The following is a 19,899-nucleotide window of genomic DNA, read 5'->3' on the forward strand; positions in this document are numbered from 1 at the left end:
GCGAGCTGTGCGGAGGGGGAGAGAGGGGAGGGGACCATCGTGTGGTGCGACAGGCCCGGTGGCCGGTCAGCGCGCGGTCACGGGCTCCGCGGATTCCGACGGACCCGCCTGGGCGCCGACGGCGGCCCGGTCCTGCCCGGCGACCTCGTCGGGGGACGCGGCCTTCGTGGGGTCCCACTTGATCGCCAGGCAGGTGATCAGGCCGAGCAGCGGCACGACGGAGAGCACCAGGAAGGTGTCGGCGAGCCCCAGCGAGTCCTTGATCTGCGGGAAGACGTACAGCCCGACGACACTGCCGAAGCTGCCGACCATCCCGGTGACACCGGTGCCGAGCGCGCGGACGTCGCTGCTGTACGAGAGCGCGGCGATGGACTTGCCGTTGGCGCCGGGGCCCGCGGAGTGGCAGAGGATGAACAGCACCGGCAGCAGGAACGCCACGGCCGTGGGCACCTTCTCGAAGGTCAGCCCCATCGCGAGCAGCGCCACGAAGACACCGGCGAACCCGGCGGCGGAGCTGAGACGCAGCCCGAGCCGGCGGCCGAAGTACGCGGAGAGGAGCCCGCCCGCGATACCGAAGGCGTTGAAGACCATCGAGCCGATCGTCGCCTTCTCGAAGCTCTCGCCGAAGATCGTCAGGCTGATCAGCGGGAGGTACCAGCCGACCGCGAAGTACTGCATCGACTGGCCGAGCGAGATGACTGAGGAGAGGACCGTGCGCGGCAGGTACTCGCCCTTGAAGAGCAGTCCGGCCTGGCGGAAACCGATGGCGGGCGCCTCGGCGGCGGCGCGGGTCGCCTCGTCGGGCTTCCCGGCGACGGCCTTGATCTTGTAGATCTTGTCCAGGTTGACGACGGCCTCGTCCAGCCGGCCCTTGCTCGCCAGCCAGGTGGGGCTCTCCCGCAGCATCAGCCACTGGCCCAGGAGCAGGGCGGCGGCGACGACCGCGGCCGAGCCGACCGACCAGCGCCAGATGTCCGCGCCGACGTCCAGGTTGAAGAAGAGCAGGGCGAGCGCGAGGTTGCTGGTGGTGGCGACGTACCAGACGGCCTGCCAGAGGTTCAGCCGCCCGCCCAGCTTCGCGGGCGTGTACTCGGCGAGCAGCGCCATGGCGACGGCGAAGTCGATGCCGTACGCGACGCCCACCAGGACCCGGCCGAACCAGACCACGGTGAAGTCACCGGCGAAAGCGGCCAGCAGGGCGCCCGCGATGGCGAACACCTTGGCGATGAGCAGCGGGGGAACACGGCCGATCCGGGTGGCGAGCCAGCCGCCGACCGGGTTGAAGATGATCGCCAGGGCCGGAGCGGTGGCCGTGAGGATCGAGACCTGGGTGCTGGTGAGCTCCATCTGGGACGTCATCGGCCCCAGACCCGCGCTCAGCGCGGCGTTCGAATAGGCGTCGAGAAACAGCCCGCCGAACACGAGAAACCAGATGACCTGCGCCCGGCCGGTGATCTTTCCCAGCCCATCGATGAGCGCAACGACGTCGGCGACGCCTTTGACGCTCGGACGTTGTGCCATGAATCCGCCTTCGAGGAAGACCCATCGGCGGCACGGGGAGCACAAAAAAACAGGCATGACGAAACCACCGACAGGTGGTCTATGTCTGTGCCTGTCAAAACACTGCGGAAAGCGCCGCAGCACGTGAACTGCAAGGAATGCGAACTACGCAGTGAGATTAAGAACGAGCCAGGAGAAACGTCAAGGGTTTCCGGCAGGTTACTTGAACGTGACATGGGTCCGGAGGGCGGGAGCGGGGTCGCGCGAGAGGTGCGCGCGGGGCGGGGCGATCCGCACGCACCCCGCCCCGCCCGTGGTGACGGACGTCAGCGACCCGTCTGCAGCGCCGCCCAGGTGTCCGGCCCCACGACGCCGTCGGCCGTCAGCCCCCGGCTCGTCTGATAGCCGCGCACCGCGGTCACCGTCGCCGGGCCGAAGCTGCCGTCGACGCCGACCGTCGAGCCGAGCGCCGCGGTCAGCGAGCGCTGGAGCCGCTTCACCCCGTCGCCCGAGGCGCCCTGCTGGAGGCTCGGCGTCGCGCCGGCCGACAGCAGCGCGGTCCAGGTCCTGGCCCCCACCACGCCGTCGGTGTCCAGTCCGCGGGCCGACTGATACGCCGTCACCGCGGTCTTCGTGGCCGGGCCGAAGCTGCCGTCCACCGCGCCCGCGGTGTAGCCCTGGTCGTTCAGCAGCTGCTGAACCGCCTTGACCTGGGCACCCGTCGAGCCGCTCTGCTGGGTCGCGTACGCAGCGAAGCTCAGCCCACCGCCGGTGTCCCCGCCGACCAGCTGCATGTAGCGCGTCCAGTCCCAGTAGGGCCCCGGGTCGGTGTGGTCGTTGCCCGGTGCCTCGCTGTGCCCGATGATGTGCGCCCGGTCCTTCGGGATCCCGTACCGGTCGCACAGGTACTTGGTCAGGGCCGCCGACGAGCGGTACATCGTGTCCGTGAACCAGGACGGGTCGTCGATGAACCCCTCGTGCTCGATGCCGAGCGCCGAGGCGTTGGAGCTCCTGGCGTGGTACGCGGTGTCGCTGTCGCGCACCATCTGGGTGATCTCGCCGTCGGAGGAGCGCACCACGTAGTGGGCGCTCACCTCCGCGGTCGGGTTCCGGAACCAGCTGATCGAGCCCGCGTACGAGCCCTGCGTGACATGGACGATCACCTTGTCGATCTTCGCCGAGCGGCCCGCCGCGAAGTTGTGCGGGTCGGCCGGGACCCACAGTGCCGACGGGTAGTCGGGGCTCTGGGTGCGTACGCCGGTGGCGGAGAGCGAACCCTTCTGCGGGGCGACCGGACGGCTCGTCACCGAGATCCGCTCGCCGCCGGGGACGACCGCCCTGAGCCCGTCGGCCAGGAAGGTGTAGACGGTGTCGGCGTAGAGGGCGGCAGCGGGTCCCCGCGCGCCGCCGTACCGGGCGACGGCCGGGTACCAGGCGTCGATGTCGTCGCGGTCCCGGGCGTCGAGGCCGAGCTTGTCCGCGTAACTGCGCAGCACCGCCGCGCCGCCCAGGATGTTGGCCCCGGTGTCGGTGCGGAGCTCGGCGAGGGGCTTGCCGGTGAGGGCCGCCGCCCGTTCCAGCGTCCGGTTCGTGGGGTTGCTCACCAGATGCATCACGCCGTAGCCGTTGGCCTGGCTGGGGCGCCCGGAGTGGCCGTCGAGCCGGGTCTCGCCGTAACCGACGGCGGCGAGCAGATCGCGCGGTACGTCGAACTCCGCGGCGGCCCGCGCGAACGCCCGGTCCATCGGGTGGCCGCCGTCCGGTGCGGCGAAGGCCGGCGAGCCGGTCACGGTGAGGACGGTGGCGGTGAGGGCCGCCAGGACGGATGCGCGGCCCTTTGTGTGGGCTGCGGCGCGGCTGGGCATACCTGCTCCTGCTCGGTGGGGGGAAGGGGAACGGCCCCCGGGCCCGAGTGGGGTGGGCCGAGGGGCCGCGAAGCCCGCTCAGCGTATTCATATGTCCAGGGCATGACAATCATCTGCCCGGCGTGTCGAACTCCCTTTCACTCCAACGGAGTTGAGGTGGAATCCCAGGGCCTGCCCGGTGAACGGATGGGGCGTCACCGGGCAGGGTGGGCAGCGGGTCCCGGGCTACCAGCGGTCGCGGTGGATGACGTCCGCCACCGGGCGGCGCCGTACCGGGCCGAAGTTGCCCTGCGGCCACCCGACCGGAATGGCGGCGTAGGTGTGCATGTCCTCGGGGATGCCGAGGGCTTCCTTCCACTCCTGTTCCAGCATCAGGTGCCAGATGGTGATGTTCGCCGCGAGCCCCAGGGCCCGCGCGGCGAGCAGGACGTTCTGCACGCCCGGGTAGACGCAGGAGCCCTCGGCGAGCGCCTGGAAGCGCGTCTGGATGTTCATCATGTGCTCGGTCGCGGCCGGTCCGAGCACCTGTGCGGAGGCCAGTAGCCCCTCCTCGTCCAGGCGCGGCTCCGGGAACCGGTAACAGGGCACGATCAGCGCCGGCGTATCGGCGAAGTGGTCGCGCTGGTACTCGATCGCGGCGACCATCCGGCCGTACGCCGCCTCGTCCATGCCCTTCGGTGCGTACTTCCCCGTCGTCGCCAGATAGGCGTCCACGCACCGCTTCCACAGCGGCGCCAGACGCGCCATCACCTCGCGGTCGATCACCACGACGTACTCGTAACACTGCATGTTGCCGCCGCTGGGACCCCAGACGGCGGCCTGTATGAGCTGCTCCAGCGTCTCGTCCGGCACCGGTTCCGGCTTCAGGCGGCGCATCGCGCGCATGGTGGACATCGTCGGGAAGAGTGCGGGTCCGTCGGCATGAGTCGTGTCGATCGTCATGATCGCGGAGTGTACGGGCCGGTCATCGGCGGGCGGGAGGCCTGCTGGTCGCCGTAAACCAGTTGAATTCGTACACCTGGACGGCCCCCCACCGCACGGGGGAACGCGGATCGGATCTACCTTCGCGAAGGCGTATAAATGGTTCCTCCGGACCAGCCGGCGTCCCCCGATGGCACTCACACCTCACGCGGCAGGGCGTCACCGCGTACGAGAGCGCAGGAGCGCCGCATGAGCACGGCAGAAGAGATCAACACCTTGCTGGTGGCGAACTTCGGCACCGATCCGCTCGCCATCCGGCCCGAGGTGTCGCTCCGTCACCTCAGGCTCGACTCCCTGGCGCTGGAGGAACTGCGGCTGATCATCGAGGACCGGCTGGGCGTCGATCTGGACGACGTCCAGCTGACCTCACGGGACACCGTCGGCCAACTCGTCGACGCGGTGCACCGCAAGGCCGCCGCGTGACGGGCCGTCCGTACCGCCCCGAGCCGTTCGCCGCCGCCGTCACCGGGATCGGCATGGTGACCGCCGCGGGCACCGGGGCCGAAGCGACCTGGCGCACGGTCTCCGAGGCGTCGACCGCGCCGTCGGTCCCGCACCGGCCCGAACTCCATGACCTGCCCTGCGACTTCATGTACACCATCACCGGCCTCGACCCGAGGGCGCTGCTCGGGGTGGCGACCGCGCGGCTGATGGACCGCTTCTCGCAACTGGCCGTCATCGCGGCCCGCGAGGCCGTCGCCGACGCCGGTCTCGACCCCTCGGTCTGGGACGGCGGACGGGTCGCCGTCGTCATCGGCTCCGCACACGGCGGACTGCCGTTCTACGACGAGCAGCACACCACCCTCACCGAACGCGGCGCGCGCCGTGTCTCCCCGAAGCTCGCCCCGCTCACCGTCGTCAACGGCGCGGCCAGCAGCGTCGCCACCGACCTGGGCGCCCTCGGCCCGAGCCAGGCCGTCTCCACCGCCTGCTCCTCCGGCACCGTCGCCATCGGCACCGCCCACCAGATGCTGCGCACCGGGGCCTGCGACATCGTCATCGCGGGCGGCGCCGAATCGGTCTGCTCCCGACTGCTGATCGCCAGCGCCTGCCAGCTCAAGGCCGTCTCCACCCGGCGTGAGGACCCCGAGGCGGCCTGCCGCCCGTTCGACACCCACCGGGACGGCTTCGTCATCGGCGAGGGCGCCGGACTCCTCGTCCTGGAACGGCCGGAGCACGCCCGAGCCCGCGGCGCCACCGTCCGCGCGCACATCGCGGGATACGGCGCCTCCAGCGATGCCTACTCCGCCGTCGCCCCCGACCCCGAGGGCCTGGGCATCGAACGGGCCCTGCGCTTCGCGCTCGCGGACGCCGGAATCGGGGCCGGGGACATCGGCCATGTCAACGCCCACGGCACCTCGACCGTCTCCAACGACCTCATCGAAGCGACGATGCTGCGCCGGGTCCTCGGTGAGCACCCCCTGGTCACCTCGACGAAGGCGATGACCGGACACACCCTGGGCGCCGCCGGCGGCATCGAGACCGCGCTGACCGTGCTGGCGCTCCAGCACCGGCTCGTACCGCCCACCGTGAACCTCGACGCCCCCGACCCCGCGATCCCCATCGAAGTGGTGAGCAAGGAGGCCCGGCCGGGAACGTTCGACGCGGCCGTCAAGACCTCGCTCGGTTTCGGCGGACACAACGCCGCACTCGTTCTCACCAGGGCCTGACCCGGAAACCAAGAGGCACGGAACCATGGCCGACGAGATCATCCGGACCCTGTCGGTGGACGGGCTGCGCTACGGCTACCGGGTCCTGAGACAGCCCTCGCCGCACACCGAACCGGTCGTCATTCTCGGCGGCGCGCTCCAGGGGATGTACGGCTGGCCGCAGATGGACGACCACCTGGGGCCGATCGCCTCCGTGGTCACGGCCGACCTGCCCGGCATGGGCGACGCGGACCCGCTCCCGCACGGTGCGGGCGACGACGTCCTGTACGACGCCGTCACCGGAATCATCGACGATCTGGACGTGCCCAGGGTCAACCTCTTCGGGTTCTCCTACGGCACATCGATCGCCTTCGGCTGCGCCCGCCGGAACCCCGGCCGGATCGCCCGGCTGATCCTCGGCGGGGTACCCGTCCACATCACCGAAGGCCAGCGGGCCCAGTGGGGGCGCGCCGTCTCCCGGCTGGACACCGGCGACCTGGAGGGGCTCGCCGGTCTGGCCGCCGGGGTGCTGATGTGTCAGGACCCCGAACGGAACGTCCACCGCGGCGAGTTGGCGCGACGCTATGTGCGGCGCTCGTTCCTGTACGCCCTCACCCACTCCCCGCACGCCGCGCAGTCGCTGCACCGGGCACTGGGCCGGCGGCCGGACTTCTCCGGCGGACTGGCCGGCGTACCGGCCCTGGTCTTCGCGGGAGAGCACGACACGGTGACCTCGCCCGAGCGGCAGCGGGCCTTCGCCGCCACGATCGAGGGCAGCAGGTTCGTCACGATCGGGGAGTCCGACCACTGGGTCGTCCTGGAGCGCCCGGACGACGTCGCGGACCTCGCCGCCCGCTTCTTCACCGACCGCCCGCTGGAAGCGGCACCCGGACTCGCGGCACTCCCGGCGCAGTCGCGGGCGTCGCGGTCACCGGCCAAACCGGACTTCGCCGACACCCCGTAGGACCTGCCCGGACCACGCACGGACACCGCTGCCGACCGCGCTGTCCCACCCCGATCAGACCCTGGAAGGAACGGTCATGGACAAGCCCGAGTTCGTCTACGCCATCTACATCCAGACCACCGCCGAGAAGCTCTATCAGGCGCTGACCGACCCCGAACTCATCAAGATCTACATGGGCGGATACGGCCCCGATTCGACCTGGGAGGCCGGCGCACCGGTCCGCTGGAAGATGGACCCGGACGGTGAGTTCGAGGAGGTCGGTCAGCGCGTCCTGGAGGCGGATCCCGGCAGGCGGCTCTCGTACACCTGGCACACCCTCCAGCCCATGCACCGCCAGATGTTCGACTTCGCCTCGGACGAGGAGTGGGAGAAGGCCGTCCGGGAGCGGTCGAAGGTCGCCTTCGACATCGAGCCGGCCGAGGAGCCCGAGATGGGGATCAAGCTGACGATCACCCACGACGGGTTCGACAGCCCCGACAGCAGGATGCTGGAGGGTGTCAGCGGCGGCTGGGTCCCGATCCTGTCGACGCTCAAGACCCTTCTGGAGGGCGGGAAGTTCCTCGACGAGCCGGCCTGAGGCGGGTGGCGCGGTGCCGGGCCCGCCTCTCGTCGGACGCTCAGGCGCCGGGCACCCGGTCGAGGAAGCCGCTGACCGAGGCGATGCGTCCGTCGTCGGCGAGGGTGATCACGTCCGACCCGGCGACGGGCGCCGAACCGTCGGTGGTGGAGACCAGTTCCCAGCTGAAGCGCACGATGTCGTGATGTCCGTCCGGCGTGCCGGTGATCCGGAACTCGAAACCGGGGAACTGCTGATGGGCGCCGCCGATCACAGCCGCGAGCCCCTCGTGGCCGCTCACATCGGCCAGCGGGTCGGTGTAGGTGGCGCTCTCGGTGAAGGCGGCCTCGACGGCCTTCGCCAGCTCCTCGGCGGCGGTCGCGTTCCAGGCGGCGAAGTAGCGCTGAACGGCGTCCTCGTATGCGGTCATCGTGCTGTTCCTCTCCTCGCGTACCGGCCCTCGGGCCGGGCCCTCGTGGGCTCGTGAGGAACACGATGTCCGATGGCGGGAAAGGCGTCGATTACCTCCGAAGTCATGGTCGGACGGGGGCGGCAGGGGCGGCGGGCCGCCGTCTCATCCCTGGCCGTCCGACACCACGTGCATGGCGGCTTCCTCGGCCGATGCCGCGGCCCCGTCGATCCCGACGTCCTCGCCCGCCATGGTGTCCGGCTCGTCGATGTCCAGCTGCCGGGTGAGCCGCCCGGCGCGTACCGTACCGACCTCCGCGTCCCAGAGCTCGCCGTCACCGTCGGGCAGATCCCCCATGCCGTCGCCGTCGGCGCCGGGGGACTCGGGGAGTTCGCGGGCCAGGCGGCCGTCCAGTGACTCGCCGTCGTGCTGTTCGGCGGCGGTGGTGCCCCGGTCCTCCACCGCCCACGGCCGCTCGGGCGGGGAGTAGCCCTCGTCGAGTGCGTCGGCCAGCCCCCGGCTGTCCAGGGTGTCCTCGACGTCGAGCTGCTCGGCGAGGTCCGAGGCCTCCGGCTGCTGGGGCTGGTAGACATCGTCTCCCCTGTCGGCATCCATCATGGTGTGTCCCTTCCCGGTTTCGGGGATCCCGGGCGTGCATGCCGTGCACACGACTCGGGAGAAAGGGGGCTATTCATACGGTATGCACCCGAGTGCCGTCGAACCGCCCGTATGTGTTCAGGATAAGTGGCTCGGGCATGAGACCGCAGCCGTGGGCCGCTGCTCGGGCGGTGCGGGCCGGTCGGAGGGACGATGGAAGAGGTGGGCGGAACATGCCCTGCCCCATCCGCATCGGAGAACGGACATGGATTATCCGGAGAGCTACCAGTTGGTATTTCAGGCGTCCGCCGTGGAGGACGACACGGTCACCGTCCGGCGCACGGCGCAGTCCGGAGCGGGCGGTTACCCGATCTACGAGGACGAGACCGGAATCGTGCGCGCGGAGATCAGCGACCGGGGCGAGGTGCGCATGCTCGCCAGCGGCGGACACCAGGTGCTCGGCACCCCGCTGGTGGTGCGGGAGCCGAGCGGCTGAGCGGGCGGACGGCCCGGTACCGGGGTGACGGCCGTCAGCCCTCGGTCCAGCCGTGGTTCTTGGCGAACTGCAGCAACCCGCGCCGGATCTGCAGGATCTGAGCGCCCGTCAGTGAAGGAGCGGACTCCAGCAGGACGTCGGTCACGTCCCTGGTGTACTCGGCCGCGCTGAGCACGTCGCACAGGGTGTCGTCGTCGGCCGCTCCGGAAGCGGTGACGGTCACGGGCCTGGGCGGAGTCAGGGGCTTCCCGTCGGGCCCCTCGGCGAGCCGGACGGACGACGCCTTCAGCCCGCGGTCGCCGTCCTCGATCTCGAACTCGACCGCCGTACCCGTGTGTACGTAGGACTCGGGGATCAGCATGTCGTTCACATGGAGGAAGACGTCCTCACCCCCGTGATCGGGCGCGATGAAGCCGTATCCCCGAGCTCCGTCGAACCGCACAACGCGACCAGAAACCACACCGACCCCCAGAAAAGAAACCGGGCCCCTTGCCCGTACGCCACACATGGCTCGACCGGAGAATAGCCCCGAGCGGTCGGGCGGCGCGACCCGATCGAGAGCAATCACCCCTTCCCGGGCCGGGCGGCGGCCGGCTCACCTGACCCTGCGGGCGGGCGGGGCCGGATTTCCGGCCGCCAGCGGGGAGCGGGCCAGCTCCACGCAGCCCGCCGTGATCAGGGTGAGCGCGACCAGCTCGGGCAGCACCCACCATCCGGTGCGCAGCTCCTCGCCGAACAGCGTCACCCCGTACACCACGCTGATCAGGGCGTCTCCGAGGGTCAGCATCGGCTGGACGGCGACCAGCGTGCCCGCCTGGAGGGCGTTCTGGAGGAGGAACAGGGCGCCCACCCCGGCCGCCGCGGTGGCGTACAGCTGCCAGGACGTCAGGAGCGCCACCGCTCCGCCGCCCCCTTCGAGCCGTGCCATGGCGTCCTTCATGAGCGCGGCCGTCAGGGCGTACCCGCACGCGGCGGCGAGGCCGAGCAGCGCGCCCCGGGTGTTGCCGCGGATGCTCAGGGCCGCGCCGATCAGCGCGGCCTCGAAGAGCCCGGTCAGGATCAGCGCGGGGATCCAGGCCGCTCCGTGCACGGAGGTACTGCCGCCGCCGGGCGCCGCGGAGGCCATGCCCAGGGCCAGCCCGAGCGTCACGGCCGCCACCCCGTACCAGACCCGCCGGGGCAGCCGGACGCGCATGACGAACGCGGCCATCAGCAGTGTGGCGGGCAGCTCGATCACAAAGATCGGCTGGACCACGGCGATCGGTCCGGTGGCCAGTGCCACGGCCTGGCAGACGGCCGCGACGATCACCAGACCGATCCCGGCGAGCCACAGCCGCTGGCGCAGCAGATGCCCGATCAGTGAGAGGTGCATCGCCTCGCTGTCGGGGACGGTGCGGGCGGCACGGCGCTGAAGCACGGAGGCGGTGCCGTTGCTGAGCGCGGTGAGGACGGCGAACAGGACACTGATCACCGACCCATGATGCGGGCGGGCGCCCCGCGATCCCGGGTCCTGCGCCGCGGCGGCATGGCGGGGCGCACGGATCGGAGCACGACCGACGACGAGGACCGAAGCTGTCCGCAAGGGCGCGTAGCGTGCCTCCATGGCCACCAGGAACCCCGCCGCACCCGCTGTGCTTTCCCCCCGCGCGCTGAACCGCGCCACGCTGGAGCGCCAGCTGCTGCTGTGCCGGACCGCGATGTCCGCGAAGGACGCCGTGGAGCACCTGGCCGGTCTTCAGGCACAGAACACCAAACCGCCCTACTACCAGCTCTGCGCCCGCCTCGACGGCTTCGACCCCGCGGAGCTCGCCGCGCTGATGGAGTCCCGCGAGGTGGTCCGTATCGTCACCATGCGTTCCACCATCCATATGCACACCGCCGCCGACGCGCTCACCCTGCGCCCGCTCGTCCAGGCGGCGCGCGACCGGGAGCTCAACATCTTCCGCAAGGGGCTCGTCGGGGTGGACCTCGACCGGCTCAGGTCGGTGAGCAGGGAATTCGTCGAGGAGCGGCCCCGTACGCCCAAGGAGATCCGCGAGGAGCTGCTCGTCGAGTGGCCGGACGCCGACCCGCAGGCCCTGGGCGTGGCCGCCCGCTGCCTGCTGCCGCTGGTCCAGGTGACCCCGCGCGGGGTGTGGGGGAGGAGCGGACAGGTCGCGCTGACCACCGCCGAGCACTGGCTCGGTGCCCCGTCCGAGCCGGGCCCCGCGCCCGATGCCACGGTGCTGCGCTACCTCGCCGCCTTCGGGCCGGCTTCGGTGAAGGACATGCAGATGTGGGCCGGACTGACCCGGCTGCGGGGGGTGTTCGAGCGGCTGCGGCCGCAGCTCGTCACCTTCCGGGACGAGAACGGTGCCGAACTCTTCGACCTGCCGGACGGACCGCGCCCGGACGAGGACACCCCGGCCCCGCCGCGCTTCCTGCCCGAGTTCGACAATGTGCTGCTCGGCCACGCGGACCGCACCCGGGTGATCCCGCCGCAGTTCCACGGGCGCAACGGGAACGGCAATCAGGCGTACGGCACGGTGCTCGTCGACGGGTTCCTCGCGGCGATCTGGCGGCTGGGCGACGGTGCCGGACGTCCGGGTTCCGGGGCGGCGCCGCTCACCGTGCAGCCGCTCGGCAGGCTCGGCCGGGCGGAGCGCGACGCGGTCACGGAAGAGGCCGTACGGATGCTCTCCGTCATGACGACGGCGCCGGGCGGTACCGACGGCCACGACATCCGGTTCGCGACGTTCGTCGACTTCGGGGAGTGAGCCGACCCCGGACAGCGGGTGGCTTCGGACCATGAGCGGACATGCCCGGGGCGCGGAGCGGCGCCACCTACGGCAGCAGCCCCGCGCGCCGGGCGGCCACCACCGCCTCCAGACGGGTGTGCGCCCCCAGCTTGCGCATCGCCGAACGCAGATAGCCCTTCACCGTCTCCGGCCGCAGCCCGAGCCGCTCCGCCGCCACCGCGTTCGTGGCCCCCGCCGCCACGCAGGCCAGCACGTCCAGCTCGCGCGGCGCCAGCTGCACCTCGCAGGGCTTCGGCGTGCGGGCCCCGGCCGCCGAGGCGAGCCGCCCGCACACCGCGAGCAGTTCGTCGCGCAGCGCCGGGTCGACGACCTTCGGGATCAGGGCCCGCAGCTCGCGGTGGGCCTCGCGGACGTCCTCCCACGCCTCCGGGGCCGCCCTCGGGTCCGTGATCTGCTCCCGGGTCACCGCCAGCAGCTGCTGCACCTCGTCCCGTAGCACCAGGGCCTGCTCCACATCGCGGGCGGCGGCCACCGCCGCGTCGAACGTACGGTCCCCGAGCGTGATCGGCTCGCGCAGCGCCCCGTACAGCACACCGCGCACCTTGCGCCGCACCACGACGGGGACCGCGACCACCGAGCGCAGGCCCTCCGCCGCGACCGCCAGGTCGTACTCGTGGCTGATGTGGCGCGAGGAGGGGTAGTCGGTCACCGCGCACGGCCGGGACAACGCGATCGCCTTGCCGCCGAGCCCGCTGCCCGCCGAGATGACGAGGCCGCGCAGGGCGGCGGTCTGCGCCCCGTTCAGCTCGGCGATCCGGGCATGACGGGCATCGGCGAGCAGCCCGCCGAAGGCCACCGGCAGCCCACTGGTCCGGCGCAGCCGCAGCAGCGCTGTCTGCATCTCGACCGCATCGACGGATTCCGGCACGCTGACGCCTCTCTGCCCGGCTCCAGGGGGCTCGGCTCGGCCACCCCCTCGCTGCACCCCCGTTCGGGGGTGGTGAGACCTGGGTCACTGTTTACATGATGTTAAGTGACCGGTCCGGTCCGCAATGAGGAGGGCACATGTCGGCAACCAGCGCGACGGAAACGTTCCGGGCCGCCCGGGACTTTCTGCTGAAGCACCGTGAGGACTACCACGCGGCCTACGAGGGCTTCAGCTGGCCCAGGACCGACCATTTCAACTGGGCGCTCGACTGGTTCGACGTCATCGCCGAGAACAACGACCGCACCGCCCTGCACATCGTGGAGGAGGACGGCGGCCGCACCGAGGTGTCCTTCGCCCGGATGTCCGCCCGGTCCAACCAGGCCGCGAACTGGCTGCGCGCCCAGGGCGTGCGCGCCGGGGACCGGATCCTCGTCATGCTCGGCAACCAGGTCGAGCTCTGGGAGACCGCCCTCGCCGCGATGAAGCTGCGCGCCGTGGTCATCCCCGCCACCCCGCTCCTCGGCCCGGTCGACCTGCGCGACCGGGTGGAGCGCGGCCGGGTCCGGCACGTCCTGGTGCGGGACACCGACACCGCGAAGTTCGACGAGGTGCCCGGCGGCTACACCCGGTTCGCCGTCGGTGCGGACGTGCCCGGCTGGCTGTCGTACACCGGAGCCGACGAGCAGCCGGAGACCTTCCAGGCGGACCGGGAGACCGACGCCGACGAGCCGCTGATGCTCTACTTCACCTCCGGCACCACCGCCAGCCCCAAGCTCGTCGAGCACACCCATGTCTCGTACCCCGTGGGCCACTTGTCGACGATGTACTGGATCGGCCTCAAGCCCGGGGACGTGCACCTCAACATCTCCTCGCCCGGCTGGGCCAAGCACGCCTGGTCGAATCTCTTCGCGCCCTGGAGCGCCGAGGCGACCGTCTTCATCTTCAACTACACCCGCTTCGACGCGGGCCGGCTGATGGCCGAGATGGACCGCTCCGGCGTCACCAGCTTCTGTGCCCCACCCACCGTCTGGCGGATGCTGATCCAGGCCGATCTCGCCCAGCTGAAGACCCCGCCGCGCGAGGTCGTCGCGGCCGGTGAGCCACTGAACCCGGAGGTCATCGAGACGGTGCGGCGCACCTGGGGTGTCACCATCCGGGACGGCTTCGGCCAGACCGAGACCGCCGTCCAGGTCGCCAACACCCCGGGCCAGCTGCTGAAGGCCGGTTCGATGGGACGGCCCAGCCCCGGTTTCAAGGTCGAGCTCCTGGACCCGGTCACCGGTGAGCCCGGCGCGGCCGAGGGCGAGATCTCCCTCGACCTGTCCGGCCGCCCGGTGGGCCTGATGACCGGCTACCATGGCGACCCGGACCGCACGGCCGAGGCCATGGCGGGCGGCTACTACCGCACCGGCGACATCGGCTCGCGCGACGCGGACGGCTACATCACCTACGTCGGGCGCGCGGACGACGTCTTCAAGGCGAGCGACTACAAGATCAGCCCCTTCGAGCTGGAGAGTGCCCTGCTGGAGCACGAGGCGGTCGCCGAGGCCGCCGTCGTCCCCGCCCCCGACGCGGTCCGGCTCTCCGTCCCCAAGGCCTACATCGTGCTCGCGGAGGGCTGGGAGCCCGGCCCGGACACCGCGAAGGTGCTGTTCGAGCACTCGCGATCGGTCCTCGCCCCGTACAAGCGGGTCCGCAGGCTGGAGTTCGCCGAGCTGCCCAAGACCGTCTCCGGCAAGATCCGCCGCATCGAACTGCGCGAGCGCACGGCCCAGGGCACCGGCACCGAGTACGACGAGGGTGATCTGCGATGAGCCGGCTCTCCTACGCGCACGGCACCGGTACCACGGCGCTCCTCGGCGACACCATCGGCCGCAATCTGGACCGCGCGATCGAGACGTTCGGCGACCGCGAGGCGCTGGTGGACGTCGCGTCGGGGCGACGCTGGACCTACGCCGAATTCGGCGCGGCGGTCGATGAACTGGCCGGCGCGCTGATGGCGTCGGGGGTGGCCAAGGGGGACCGGGTCGGAATCTGGGCGGTCAACTGCCCGGAGTGGGTGCTCGTGCAGTACGCCACGGCCCGCATCGGCGCCATCATGGTCAACATCAACCCGGCGTACCGCGCGCACGAGCTGGAGTACGTGCTGAAGCAGGCCGGGATATCGCTCCTGGTCGCCTCGCGCTCGCACCGCACCAGCGACTACCGCGCCCTGGTCGGCCAGGTCCGCGCCGACTGCCCCGCGCTGCGCGCCGTGCACTACATAGGCGACCCGTCGTGGGACGAACTGCTGGCCGCCTCCGGATCCGTGACGGAGGAACAACTCGCCGCTCGGGAAGCCGAGTTGTCCTGCGACGACCCGATCAACATCCAGTACACCTCCGGCACCACCGGCTTCCCCAAGGGGGCCACCCTCTCCCACCACAACATCCTCAACAACGGATACTTCGTGGGGGAGCTGGTCGCCTACACGGAACAGGACCGGATCTGTCTGCCCGTCCCCTTCTACCACTGCTTCGGCATGGTCATGGGGAACCTGGGCGCCACCTCGCACGGCGCCTGCATCGTGATACCGGCCCCCGCCTTCGAGGCCGCCGCCGTGCTCGCCGCCGTGCAGCAGGAGCGCTGCACCTCGCTCTACGGCGTCCCCACCATGTTCATCGCAGAGCTGAACCTCCCGGACTTCGCCTCGTACGACCTCTCCTCGCTGCGCACCGGCATCATGGCCGGATCGCCCTGCCCGGTCGAGGTGATGAAGCGGGTCGTCGCCGAGATGCACATGGACGAGGTGTCCATCTGCTACGGCATGACGGAGACCTCACCGGTCTCCACCCAGACCCGCCGTGACGACGACCTGGAGCGCCGCACCGGCACGGTCGGGCGCGTGATGCCGCACATCGAGGTCAAGGTCGTCGACCCGGTGACCGGGGTGACGCTGGAGCGCGGTGCGCCGGGTGAACTGCGCACCCGTGGCTACAGCGTGATGCTCGGCTACTGGGAGCAGCCCGAGCGGACCGCCGAAGCCATCGACGCCGGCCGCTGGATGCACACCGGTGACCTCGCGGTGATGCGGGAGGACGGCTACGTACAGGTCGTCGGCCGGATCAAGGACATGATCATCCGTGGCGGCGAGAACGTGTATCCCCGGGAGATCGAGGAATTCCTCTACGGCCACCCGAAGATCGCGGATGTGCAGGTGGTGGGTGTGCCGGACGACACCTACGGCGAGGAGATCCTGGCCTGTGTCATCCCGAGGGACCCGGCGGACCCGCCGAGCCTGGAAGAGGTGACGGCCTACTGCCGCGAGCAGTTGGCGCACTACAAGATCCCGCGGCAGCTGCGGATCCTGGAGACCTTCCCGATGACGGTCAGCGGGAAGGTCCGGAAGATCGAACTGCGGGAGGGCTACGGGCAGTAGGACCGGAGCGCCCCGGGCGTCGTCAGGCGGCCTCGATGATGTCGCCGGTGACGCCCCGGGTCGCGGCCGCCCATTCGATCAGCAGCACCTCGTAGGCGGCGGACTCCACGGAGGACCAGTCCTGGCCGGCCTGCGCGTCCACGAACGCGCGTATCGCCTCGTTCGCCTGGGCGGCGGACGGGGGCGCCGGCCGGGACGTGCGCGGCCGGTCGTCAGGTGGTGTGTGCCGTGGAGTTAAAGCCATGAGCACTACCTTAAGGCCCGCCACTGACAGCAGGCCGAACATTTGTGGCCCCCTGGCCTGAACGTGACCGATTGCACTCACTGTTGCCGGTCGGCTCCGGTGAGCTGCCGGAGGTGCCCGGTGTGCGGGATCTCGCGCCGCATGCAGACCCTCGGCCAGTGGTCGAGGCCGTGTTCCGCCTCCTGTGCCCTGATCTTCCGCAGCCCGTCGGTGAGTTCGGCCTCGTCGAGGGTGCGGAAGCCGAGGCGGGCGTAGTACGGCGCGTTCCAGGGGACGTGGGAGAAGGTCGTGAGCGTGAGTGCGCCCAGACCGCGTTCCCCCGCCCATCCGGCGAGGTGATCGATGAGTGTGCTGCCCACGCCGCGCCGTGCGGCGGACGGGTGCACGGAGACCTGCTCGATGTGGGCCGCCCCGTCGACCGGGTCGGCGATCAGATAGCCGACCGGGTGGTCGTCGGGGTCCGCGGCCACCCAGGCGCGGCCGGCCCGGCGGTATTCGTCCAGCAGAGCGAGCGGCGGCGGCTCGTCGTCCGCGATCGAGGACATGCCGAGCGTGCGGAACGGTTCGCCGGCGGCCCGCTCGATGTCCTGGAGCAGTGGAAGGTCGGTGCGGCGGGCGGTACGGATGCGCATACGGCCAGTATGTCGCCCCGGACGCGGCTCAGAGCCTGTCGGGTGACCTCCGCTCTCCGACCGAAGGTCACCCGACAGGCTCTCAGGCCCCGGTGCTGAGTAGTTCGTCGGCCGGGCTGTTGACCGGCTGCGGCGTTCCCGCCGGGTCCAGCACGAAGAGCGGCATGCCCAGGCCGTCCGCGCGTGCCGCCGCGTCCGGGGCGTACCCCGAGAGCGAGAAGAAGATGCCGGTGACCGATGCGCTGAGCGCGTTCAGCCAGAGGCACTCGACGTCGCGCAGGGTGGTCGGGCGGGTGACCGTGTCGACCTGGGCGATCAGCCCGGCGGCCCGCAGATCGATCCGGGCGGGCGAGGGCTCCGACGGCTGCACCACGTCGCGGTAGCCCAGCCAGCTCAGATACCGGGCCGCGGTCGCGAGCGCGTCGCCCGCGCCGTGGATCGCGATGGCCCGGAACGCGGGCCGGGGCGCCGGGGCCGTACGCGGCAGCGGGATGTGCGAGGGTCCGGCGGGCCGGGACCCGTCCTCGGGCGCGGCGTCGCCGCCGGGCGCCGCCGCCGGCCGGACCGGGACGCGCAGCACTGTCCCGCACGGGCAGCACAGCTCCGGCTGCGGCCACTGGTCCAGGCGCCCGCAGGCGGGGCAGCGCACCGTCACCCAGTCGTCGTTCCAGGTGCGGTGGGTGATCGGTACGACCGGGGCGCCGCGCAGCACGGGCGGGGCGGTCGGTGCCCCGCACGGGCAGGGGTAGGCCGGCGGACTGTACGTGTGGTCGCGGCCGCAGGCCGGGCAGCGTACCGGCACCGACTCCACCATGATCGCCCTCCGGCTCCGCTCCAAACTCCCATCGTCCACCAAGCGGGAGGCCCTGGGGAGGGACTTGGCGTACTTCGTGGACCGGCGCGCGCACTCGGCGGCTCCGTGCGCCGTCTCTTGACGGTCGCCGGGGCTCGCCTTAGATTGACTTCCGTATAACAGAATCGAGTTTCCGTGATGCGGAATTGGTGCTCTCAGGTGGCGCGACAGAGCCCGAATCCACCAGGTCCGAGCAGGAGCACTCAATGCCTCGAATGACCGCTGCCCGAGCGGCAGTTGAGATCCTCAAGCGCGAAGGCGTCAGCAACGCGTTCGGTGTGCCGGGCGCGGCGATCAACCCCTTCTACGTGGCCCTCAAGGCCTCCGGCGGGGTTCATCACACGCTCGCCCGTCACGTCGAGGGCGCCTCCCACATGGCGGAGGGCTACACCCGGGCGCGCCCGGGGAACATCGGCGTCTGCATCGGTACGTCGGGGCCGGCCGGCACCGACATGATCACCGGTCTGTACTCCGCCATCGCCGACTCCATCCCGATCCTCTGCATCACCGGCCAGGCCCCGACCGCCGTGCTCCACAAGGAGGACTTCCAGGCGGTCGACATCGCCTCGATCGCGGCGCCCGTCACCAAGGCCGCGACGACCGTCCTCGAAGCCGCCCAGGTCCCCGGCGTCTTCCAGCGGGCCTTCCATCTGATGCGCACCGGCCGTCCCGGTCCGGTCCTCATCGACCTGCCCATCGACGTCCAGCTCACCGAGATCGAGTTCGACCCCGACCTGTACGAGCCGCTGCCGGTGCACAAGCCCGCCGCGACCCGCAAGCAGATCGAGCGGGCGCTGGAGATGCTGAACGCCTCCGAGCGTCCGCTGATCGTCGCGGGCGGCGGCGTCATCAACGCCGACGCGTCCGAACTCCTCGTCGAGTTCGCCGAGTTGACCGGCGTCCCGGTCGTGCCGACCCTGATGGGCTGGGGCACCATCGCGGACGACCACGAGCTGAACGCGGGCATGGTCGGCCTGCAGACCTCGCACCGCTACGGCAACGCGAACTTCCTGGAGTCCGACTTCGTCCTCGGTATCGGCAACCGCTGGGCCAACCGCCACACCGGCAAGCTGGATGTCTACATACAGGGCCGCACGTTCGTCCACGTGGACATCGAGCCCACCCAGATCGGCAGGATCTTCGCCCCCGACCTCGGCATCGCCTCCGACGCCAGGGCGGCGCTGGAGCTGTTCGTCGAGGTGGCGCGCGAACTGAAGGCGGCCGGGAAGCTCAAGGACCGCTCGCGGTGGGCCGCGTCCACCCAGGAGCGCAGGGCGACCCTCCAGCGCCGTACCCACTTCGACAACGTGCCGCTGAAGCCGCAGCGGGTGTACGAGGAGATGAACCGGGCGTTCGGTCCCGAGACCCGGTACGTCACCACGATCGGCCTCTCGCAGATCGCCGGCGCGCAGATGCTGCACGTGTACCGGCCGCGCCACTGGATCAACTGCGGCCAGGCGGGCCCGCTCGGCTGGACCATCCCGGCCGCGCTGGGCGTCGCCACGGCCGATCCGGACGGCTCCGTGGTCGCGCTCTCCGGCGACTACGACTTCCAGTTCATGCTGGAGGAGCTGGCCGTCGGCGCGCAGCACCGGATCCCGTACGTCCACGTCCTGGTGAACAACTCCTACCTGGGGCTGATCCGCCAGGCGCAGCGCAACTTCGACATCGACTTCCAGGTCAATCTGGAGTTCGAGAACCTCAACTCGCCGGAGATCGGTGTGTACGGCGTCGACCACGTCAAGGTCGTCGAGGGACTGGGTTGCAGGGCGATCCGCGTCACCGAGCCGGACCAGCTGCTGCCCGCCTTCGAGGAGGCCAAGAAGCTGGCCGCGGAGTTCCGGGTGCCGGTGGTGGTCGAGGCGATCCTGGAGCGGGTGACGAACATCGCGATGAGCGGTACGGACATCGCGTCCGTCAACGAGTTCGAGGACATCGCGACGGAGCCGGCCCACGCGCCGACCGCGATCCGCCCGCTCGTGACGACCTGACGAACCGCCGACGGCCCCGTGGGCCCCCCCCCCCCCCCCCTCGGGGGGAACGTCCCCGAACAAAAAAGAGAGGGGGGG

Annotated in this window: 20 protein-coding genes; 9 read left to right on the top strand and 11 right to left on the bottom strand. The window is 71.0% G+C overall.

The window, feature by feature from the left end:
- Nucleotides 1–66: 66 nt before the first annotated feature.
- The 3 genes from ACFVX4_RS18855 to ACFVX4_RS18865 form a co-directional block, all read right to left on the bottom strand.
- The gene (locus ACFVX4_RS18855) at nucleotides 67–1,521 is read right to left on the bottom strand and encodes an MFS transporter (RefSeq protein WP_389978299.1); all 1,455 of its coding nucleotides are present in this window, start codon (nucleotides 1,519–1,521) and stop codon (nucleotides 67–69) included.
- 305 nt (nucleotides 1,522–1,826) lie between these two features.
- Nucleotides 1,827–3,365, bottom strand: coding sequence for a peptidoglycan-binding protein (locus tag ACFVX4_RS18860; protein WP_389978302.1), 1,539 nt, complete (start codon nucleotides 3,363–3,365; stop codon nucleotides 1,827–1,829).
- A gap of 225 nt (nucleotides 3,366–3,590) precedes the next feature.
- Entirely contained in the window at nucleotides 3,591–4,307 is a 717-nt protein-coding gene (locus ACFVX4_RS18865; protein ID WP_389978305.1) for a nitroreductase family protein, read from the bottom strand.
- A gap of 228 nt (nucleotides 4,308–4,535) precedes the next feature.
- Between ACFVX4_RS18865 and ACFVX4_RS18870 the strand changes: the two genes are divergently transcribed.
- The 4 genes from ACFVX4_RS18870 (at nucleotide 4,536) to ACFVX4_RS18885 (ending at nucleotide 7,536) form a co-directional block, all read left to right on the top strand.
- Nucleotides 4,536–4,769: an acyl carrier protein gene (locus ACFVX4_RS18870; RefSeq protein ID WP_389978308.1), complete on the top strand. Its 234-nt coding sequence runs from the start codon at nucleotides 4,536–4,538 to the stop codon at nucleotides 4,767–4,769.
- Nucleotides 4,766–6,016 (top strand): beta-ketoacyl-[acyl-carrier-protein] synthase family protein, encoded by a 1,251-nt coding sequence (locus ACFVX4_RS18875; protein ID WP_389978311.1) that lies wholly within the window; start codon nucleotides 4,766–4,768, stop codon nucleotides 6,014–6,016. The genes ACFVX4_RS18870 and ACFVX4_RS18875 overlap by 4 nt, the downstream gene beginning before the upstream one ends.
- A gap of 25 nt (nucleotides 6,017–6,041) precedes the next feature.
- Nucleotides 6,042–6,959: an alpha/beta fold hydrolase gene (locus ACFVX4_RS18880; RefSeq protein ID WP_389978313.1), complete on the top strand. Its 918-nt coding sequence runs from the start codon at nucleotides 6,042–6,044 to the stop codon at nucleotides 6,957–6,959.
- Nucleotides 6,960–7,035: 76 nt separating this feature from the next.
- Entirely contained in the window at nucleotides 7,036–7,536 is a 501-nt protein-coding gene (locus tag ACFVX4_RS18885; RefSeq protein ID WP_389978316.1) for an SRPBCC family protein, read from the top strand.
- A gap of 40 nt (nucleotides 7,537–7,576) precedes the next feature.
- Here the strand turns inward: ACFVX4_RS18885 and ACFVX4_RS18890 are convergent, their stop codons facing one another.
- Together ACFVX4_RS18890 and ACFVX4_RS18895 are read right to left on the bottom strand one after the other, a co-directional pair.
- Nucleotides 7,577–7,945: a nuclear transport factor 2 family protein gene (locus ACFVX4_RS18890; protein WP_389978318.1), complete on the bottom strand. Its 369-nt coding sequence runs from the start codon at nucleotides 7,943–7,945 to the stop codon at nucleotides 7,577–7,579.
- 144 nt (nucleotides 7,946–8,089) lie between these two features.
- On the bottom strand, nucleotides 8,090–8,542 hold the full coding sequence (locus tag ACFVX4_RS18895; RefSeq protein WP_389978321.1) for a DUF5709 domain-containing protein: 453 nt from the start codon (nucleotides 8,540–8,542) through the stop codon (nucleotides 8,090–8,092).
- A gap of 244 nt (nucleotides 8,543–8,786) precedes the next feature.
- On the opposite strand from ACFVX4_RS18895, the gene ACFVX4_RS18900 reads away from it, so the two are divergent.
- Complete coding sequence (locus ACFVX4_RS18900) at nucleotides 8,787–9,017, top strand: DUF6296 family protein (protein WP_266428713.1); 231 nt, start codon at nucleotides 8,787–8,789, stop codon at nucleotides 9,015–9,017.
- A gap of 34 nt (nucleotides 9,018–9,051) precedes the next feature.
- Here ACFVX4_RS18900 and ACFVX4_RS18905 read toward each other — a convergent pair whose 3' ends face one another.
- Nucleotides 9,052–9,477, bottom strand: a complete 426-nt coding sequence (locus ACFVX4_RS18905; protein WP_356481241.1) for a cold shock domain-containing protein — start codon at nucleotides 9,475–9,477, stop codon at nucleotides 9,052–9,054.
- Between the two features lie 135 nt (nucleotides 9,478–9,612).
- On the bottom strand, nucleotides 9,613–10,488 hold the full coding sequence (locus ACFVX4_RS18910) for a DMT family transporter (protein ID WP_389978325.1): 876 nt from the start codon (nucleotides 10,486–10,488) through the stop codon (nucleotides 9,613–9,615).
- 130 nt (nucleotides 10,489–10,618) lie between these two features.
- On the opposite strand from ACFVX4_RS18910, the gene ACFVX4_RS18915 reads away from it, so the two are divergent.
- Complete coding sequence (locus ACFVX4_RS18915; RefSeq protein WP_389978328.1) at nucleotides 10,619–11,773, top strand: winged helix DNA-binding domain-containing protein; 1,155 nt, start codon at nucleotides 10,619–10,621, stop codon at nucleotides 11,771–11,773.
- 67 nt (nucleotides 11,774–11,840) lie between these two features.
- Here ACFVX4_RS18915 and ACFVX4_RS18920 read toward each other — a convergent pair whose 3' ends face one another.
- On the bottom strand, nucleotides 11,841–12,683 hold the full coding sequence (locus ACFVX4_RS18920; RefSeq protein WP_389978331.1) for a response regulator transcription factor: 843 nt from the start codon (nucleotides 12,681–12,683) through the stop codon (nucleotides 11,841–11,843).
- Between the two features lie 137 nt (nucleotides 12,684–12,820).
- Between ACFVX4_RS18920 and ACFVX4_RS18925 the strand changes: the two genes are divergently transcribed.
- On the top strand, nucleotides 12,821–14,497 hold the full coding sequence (locus ACFVX4_RS18925; RefSeq protein WP_389978334.1) for an AMP-binding protein: 1,677 nt from the start codon (nucleotides 12,821–12,823) through the stop codon (nucleotides 14,495–14,497).
- A complete protein-coding gene (locus ACFVX4_RS18930; protein WP_389978337.1) occupies nucleotides 14,494–16,101 on the top strand; it encodes an AMP-binding protein in 1,608 nt (535 codons plus the stop codon). The genes ACFVX4_RS18925 and ACFVX4_RS18930 overlap by 4 nt, the downstream gene beginning before the upstream one ends.
- Before the next feature lie 22 nt (nucleotides 16,102–16,123).
- Here the strand turns inward: ACFVX4_RS18930 and ACFVX4_RS18935 are convergent, their stop codons facing one another.
- From ACFVX4_RS18935 to ACFVX4_RS18945, 3 genes are all read right to left on the bottom strand, one after another.
- On the bottom strand, nucleotides 16,124–16,345 hold the full coding sequence (locus ACFVX4_RS18935; RefSeq protein WP_266428732.1) for a hypothetical protein: 222 nt from the start codon (nucleotides 16,343–16,345) through the stop codon (nucleotides 16,124–16,126).
- A gap of 77 nt (nucleotides 16,346–16,422) precedes the next feature.
- Nucleotides 16,423–16,977 carry a GNAT family N-acetyltransferase gene (locus tag ACFVX4_RS18940; protein WP_389978340.1) on the bottom strand — a complete coding sequence of 185 codons (555 nt, stop codon included), beginning with the start codon at nucleotides 16,975–16,977 and terminating at the stop codon, nucleotides 16,423–16,425.
- An 82-nt stretch (nucleotides 16,978–17,059) separates the two neighbouring features.
- Entirely contained in the window at nucleotides 17,060–17,788 is a 729-nt protein-coding gene (locus tag ACFVX4_RS18945) for a hypothetical protein (protein ID WP_389978656.1), read from the bottom strand.
- 257 nt (nucleotides 17,789–18,045) lie between these two features.
- Here ACFVX4_RS18945 and gcl point away from each other — a divergent pair, with 257 nt between their 5' ends.
- The gene (gene gcl / locus ACFVX4_RS18950) at nucleotides 18,046–19,821 is read left to right on the top strand and encodes a glyoxylate carboligase (protein ID WP_389978342.1); all 1,776 of its coding nucleotides are present in this window, start codon (nucleotides 18,046–18,048) and stop codon (nucleotides 19,819–19,821) included.
- Nucleotides 19,822–19,899: the final 78 nt, after the last annotated feature.

Origin of the sequence: Streptomyces sp. NPDC058240, assembly GCF_042882135.1 — a bacterium.
Taxonomy (GTDB): domain Bacteria; phylum Actinomycetota; class Actinomycetes; order Streptomycetales; family Streptomycetaceae; genus Streptomyces.

Bases quoted from the DNA above. Each gene is read 5' to 3' on its own strand.
- ACFVX4_RS18865 (WP_389978305.1), bottom strand. From the start codon at position 4,307: ATGACGATCGACACGACTCATGCCGACGGACCCGCACTCTTCCCGACG.
- ACFVX4_RS18855 (WP_389978299.1), bottom strand. From the start codon at position 1,521: ATGGCACAACGTCCGAGCGTCAAAGGCGTCGCCGACGTCGTTGCGCTC.
- ACFVX4_RS18930 (WP_389978337.1), top strand. From the start codon at position 14,494: ATGAGCCGGCTCTCCTACGCGCACGGCACCGGTACCACGGCGCTCCTC.
- ACFVX4_RS18890 (WP_389978318.1), bottom strand. From the start codon at position 7,945: ATGACCGCATACGAGGACGCCGTTCAGCGCTACTTCGCCGCCTGGAAC.
- ACFVX4_RS18935 (WP_266428732.1), bottom strand. From the start codon at position 16,345: ATGGCTTTAACTCCACGGCACACACCACCTGACGACCGGCCGCGCACG.
- ACFVX4_RS18860 (WP_389978302.1), bottom strand. From the start codon at position 3,365: ATGCCCAGCCGCGCCGCAGCCCACACAAAGGGCCGCGCATCCGTCCTG.
- ACFVX4_RS18870 (WP_389978308.1), top strand. From the start codon at position 4,536: ATGAGCACGGCAGAAGAGATCAACACCTTGCTGGTGGCGAACTTCGGC.
- ACFVX4_RS18915 (WP_389978328.1), top strand. From the start codon at position 10,619: ATGGCCACCAGGAACCCCGCCGCACCCGCTGTGCTTTCCCCCCGCGCG.
- ACFVX4_RS18940 (WP_389978340.1), bottom strand. From the start codon at position 16,977: ATGCGCATCCGTACCGCCCGCCGCACCGACCTTCCACTGCTCCAGGAC.
- ACFVX4_RS18885 (WP_389978316.1), top strand. From the start codon at position 7,036: ATGGACAAGCCCGAGTTCGTCTACGCCATCTACATCCAGACCACCGCC.
- ACFVX4_RS18900 (WP_266428713.1), top strand. From the start codon at position 8,787: ATGGATTATCCGGAGAGCTACCAGTTGGTATTTCAGGCGTCCGCCGTG.
- gcl (WP_389978342.1), top strand. From the start codon at position 18,046: ATGACCGCTGCCCGAGCGGCAGTTGAGATCCTCAAGCGCGAAGGCGTC.
- ACFVX4_RS18895 (WP_389978321.1), bottom strand. From the start codon at position 8,542: ATGATGGATGCCGACAGGGGAGACGATGTCTACCAGCCCCAGCAGCCG.
- ACFVX4_RS18880 (WP_389978313.1), top strand. From the start codon at position 6,042: ATGGCCGACGAGATCATCCGGACCCTGTCGGTGGACGGGCTGCGCTAC.
- ACFVX4_RS18925 (WP_389978334.1), top strand. From the start codon at position 12,821: ATGTCGGCAACCAGCGCGACGGAAACGTTCCGGGCCGCCCGGGACTTT.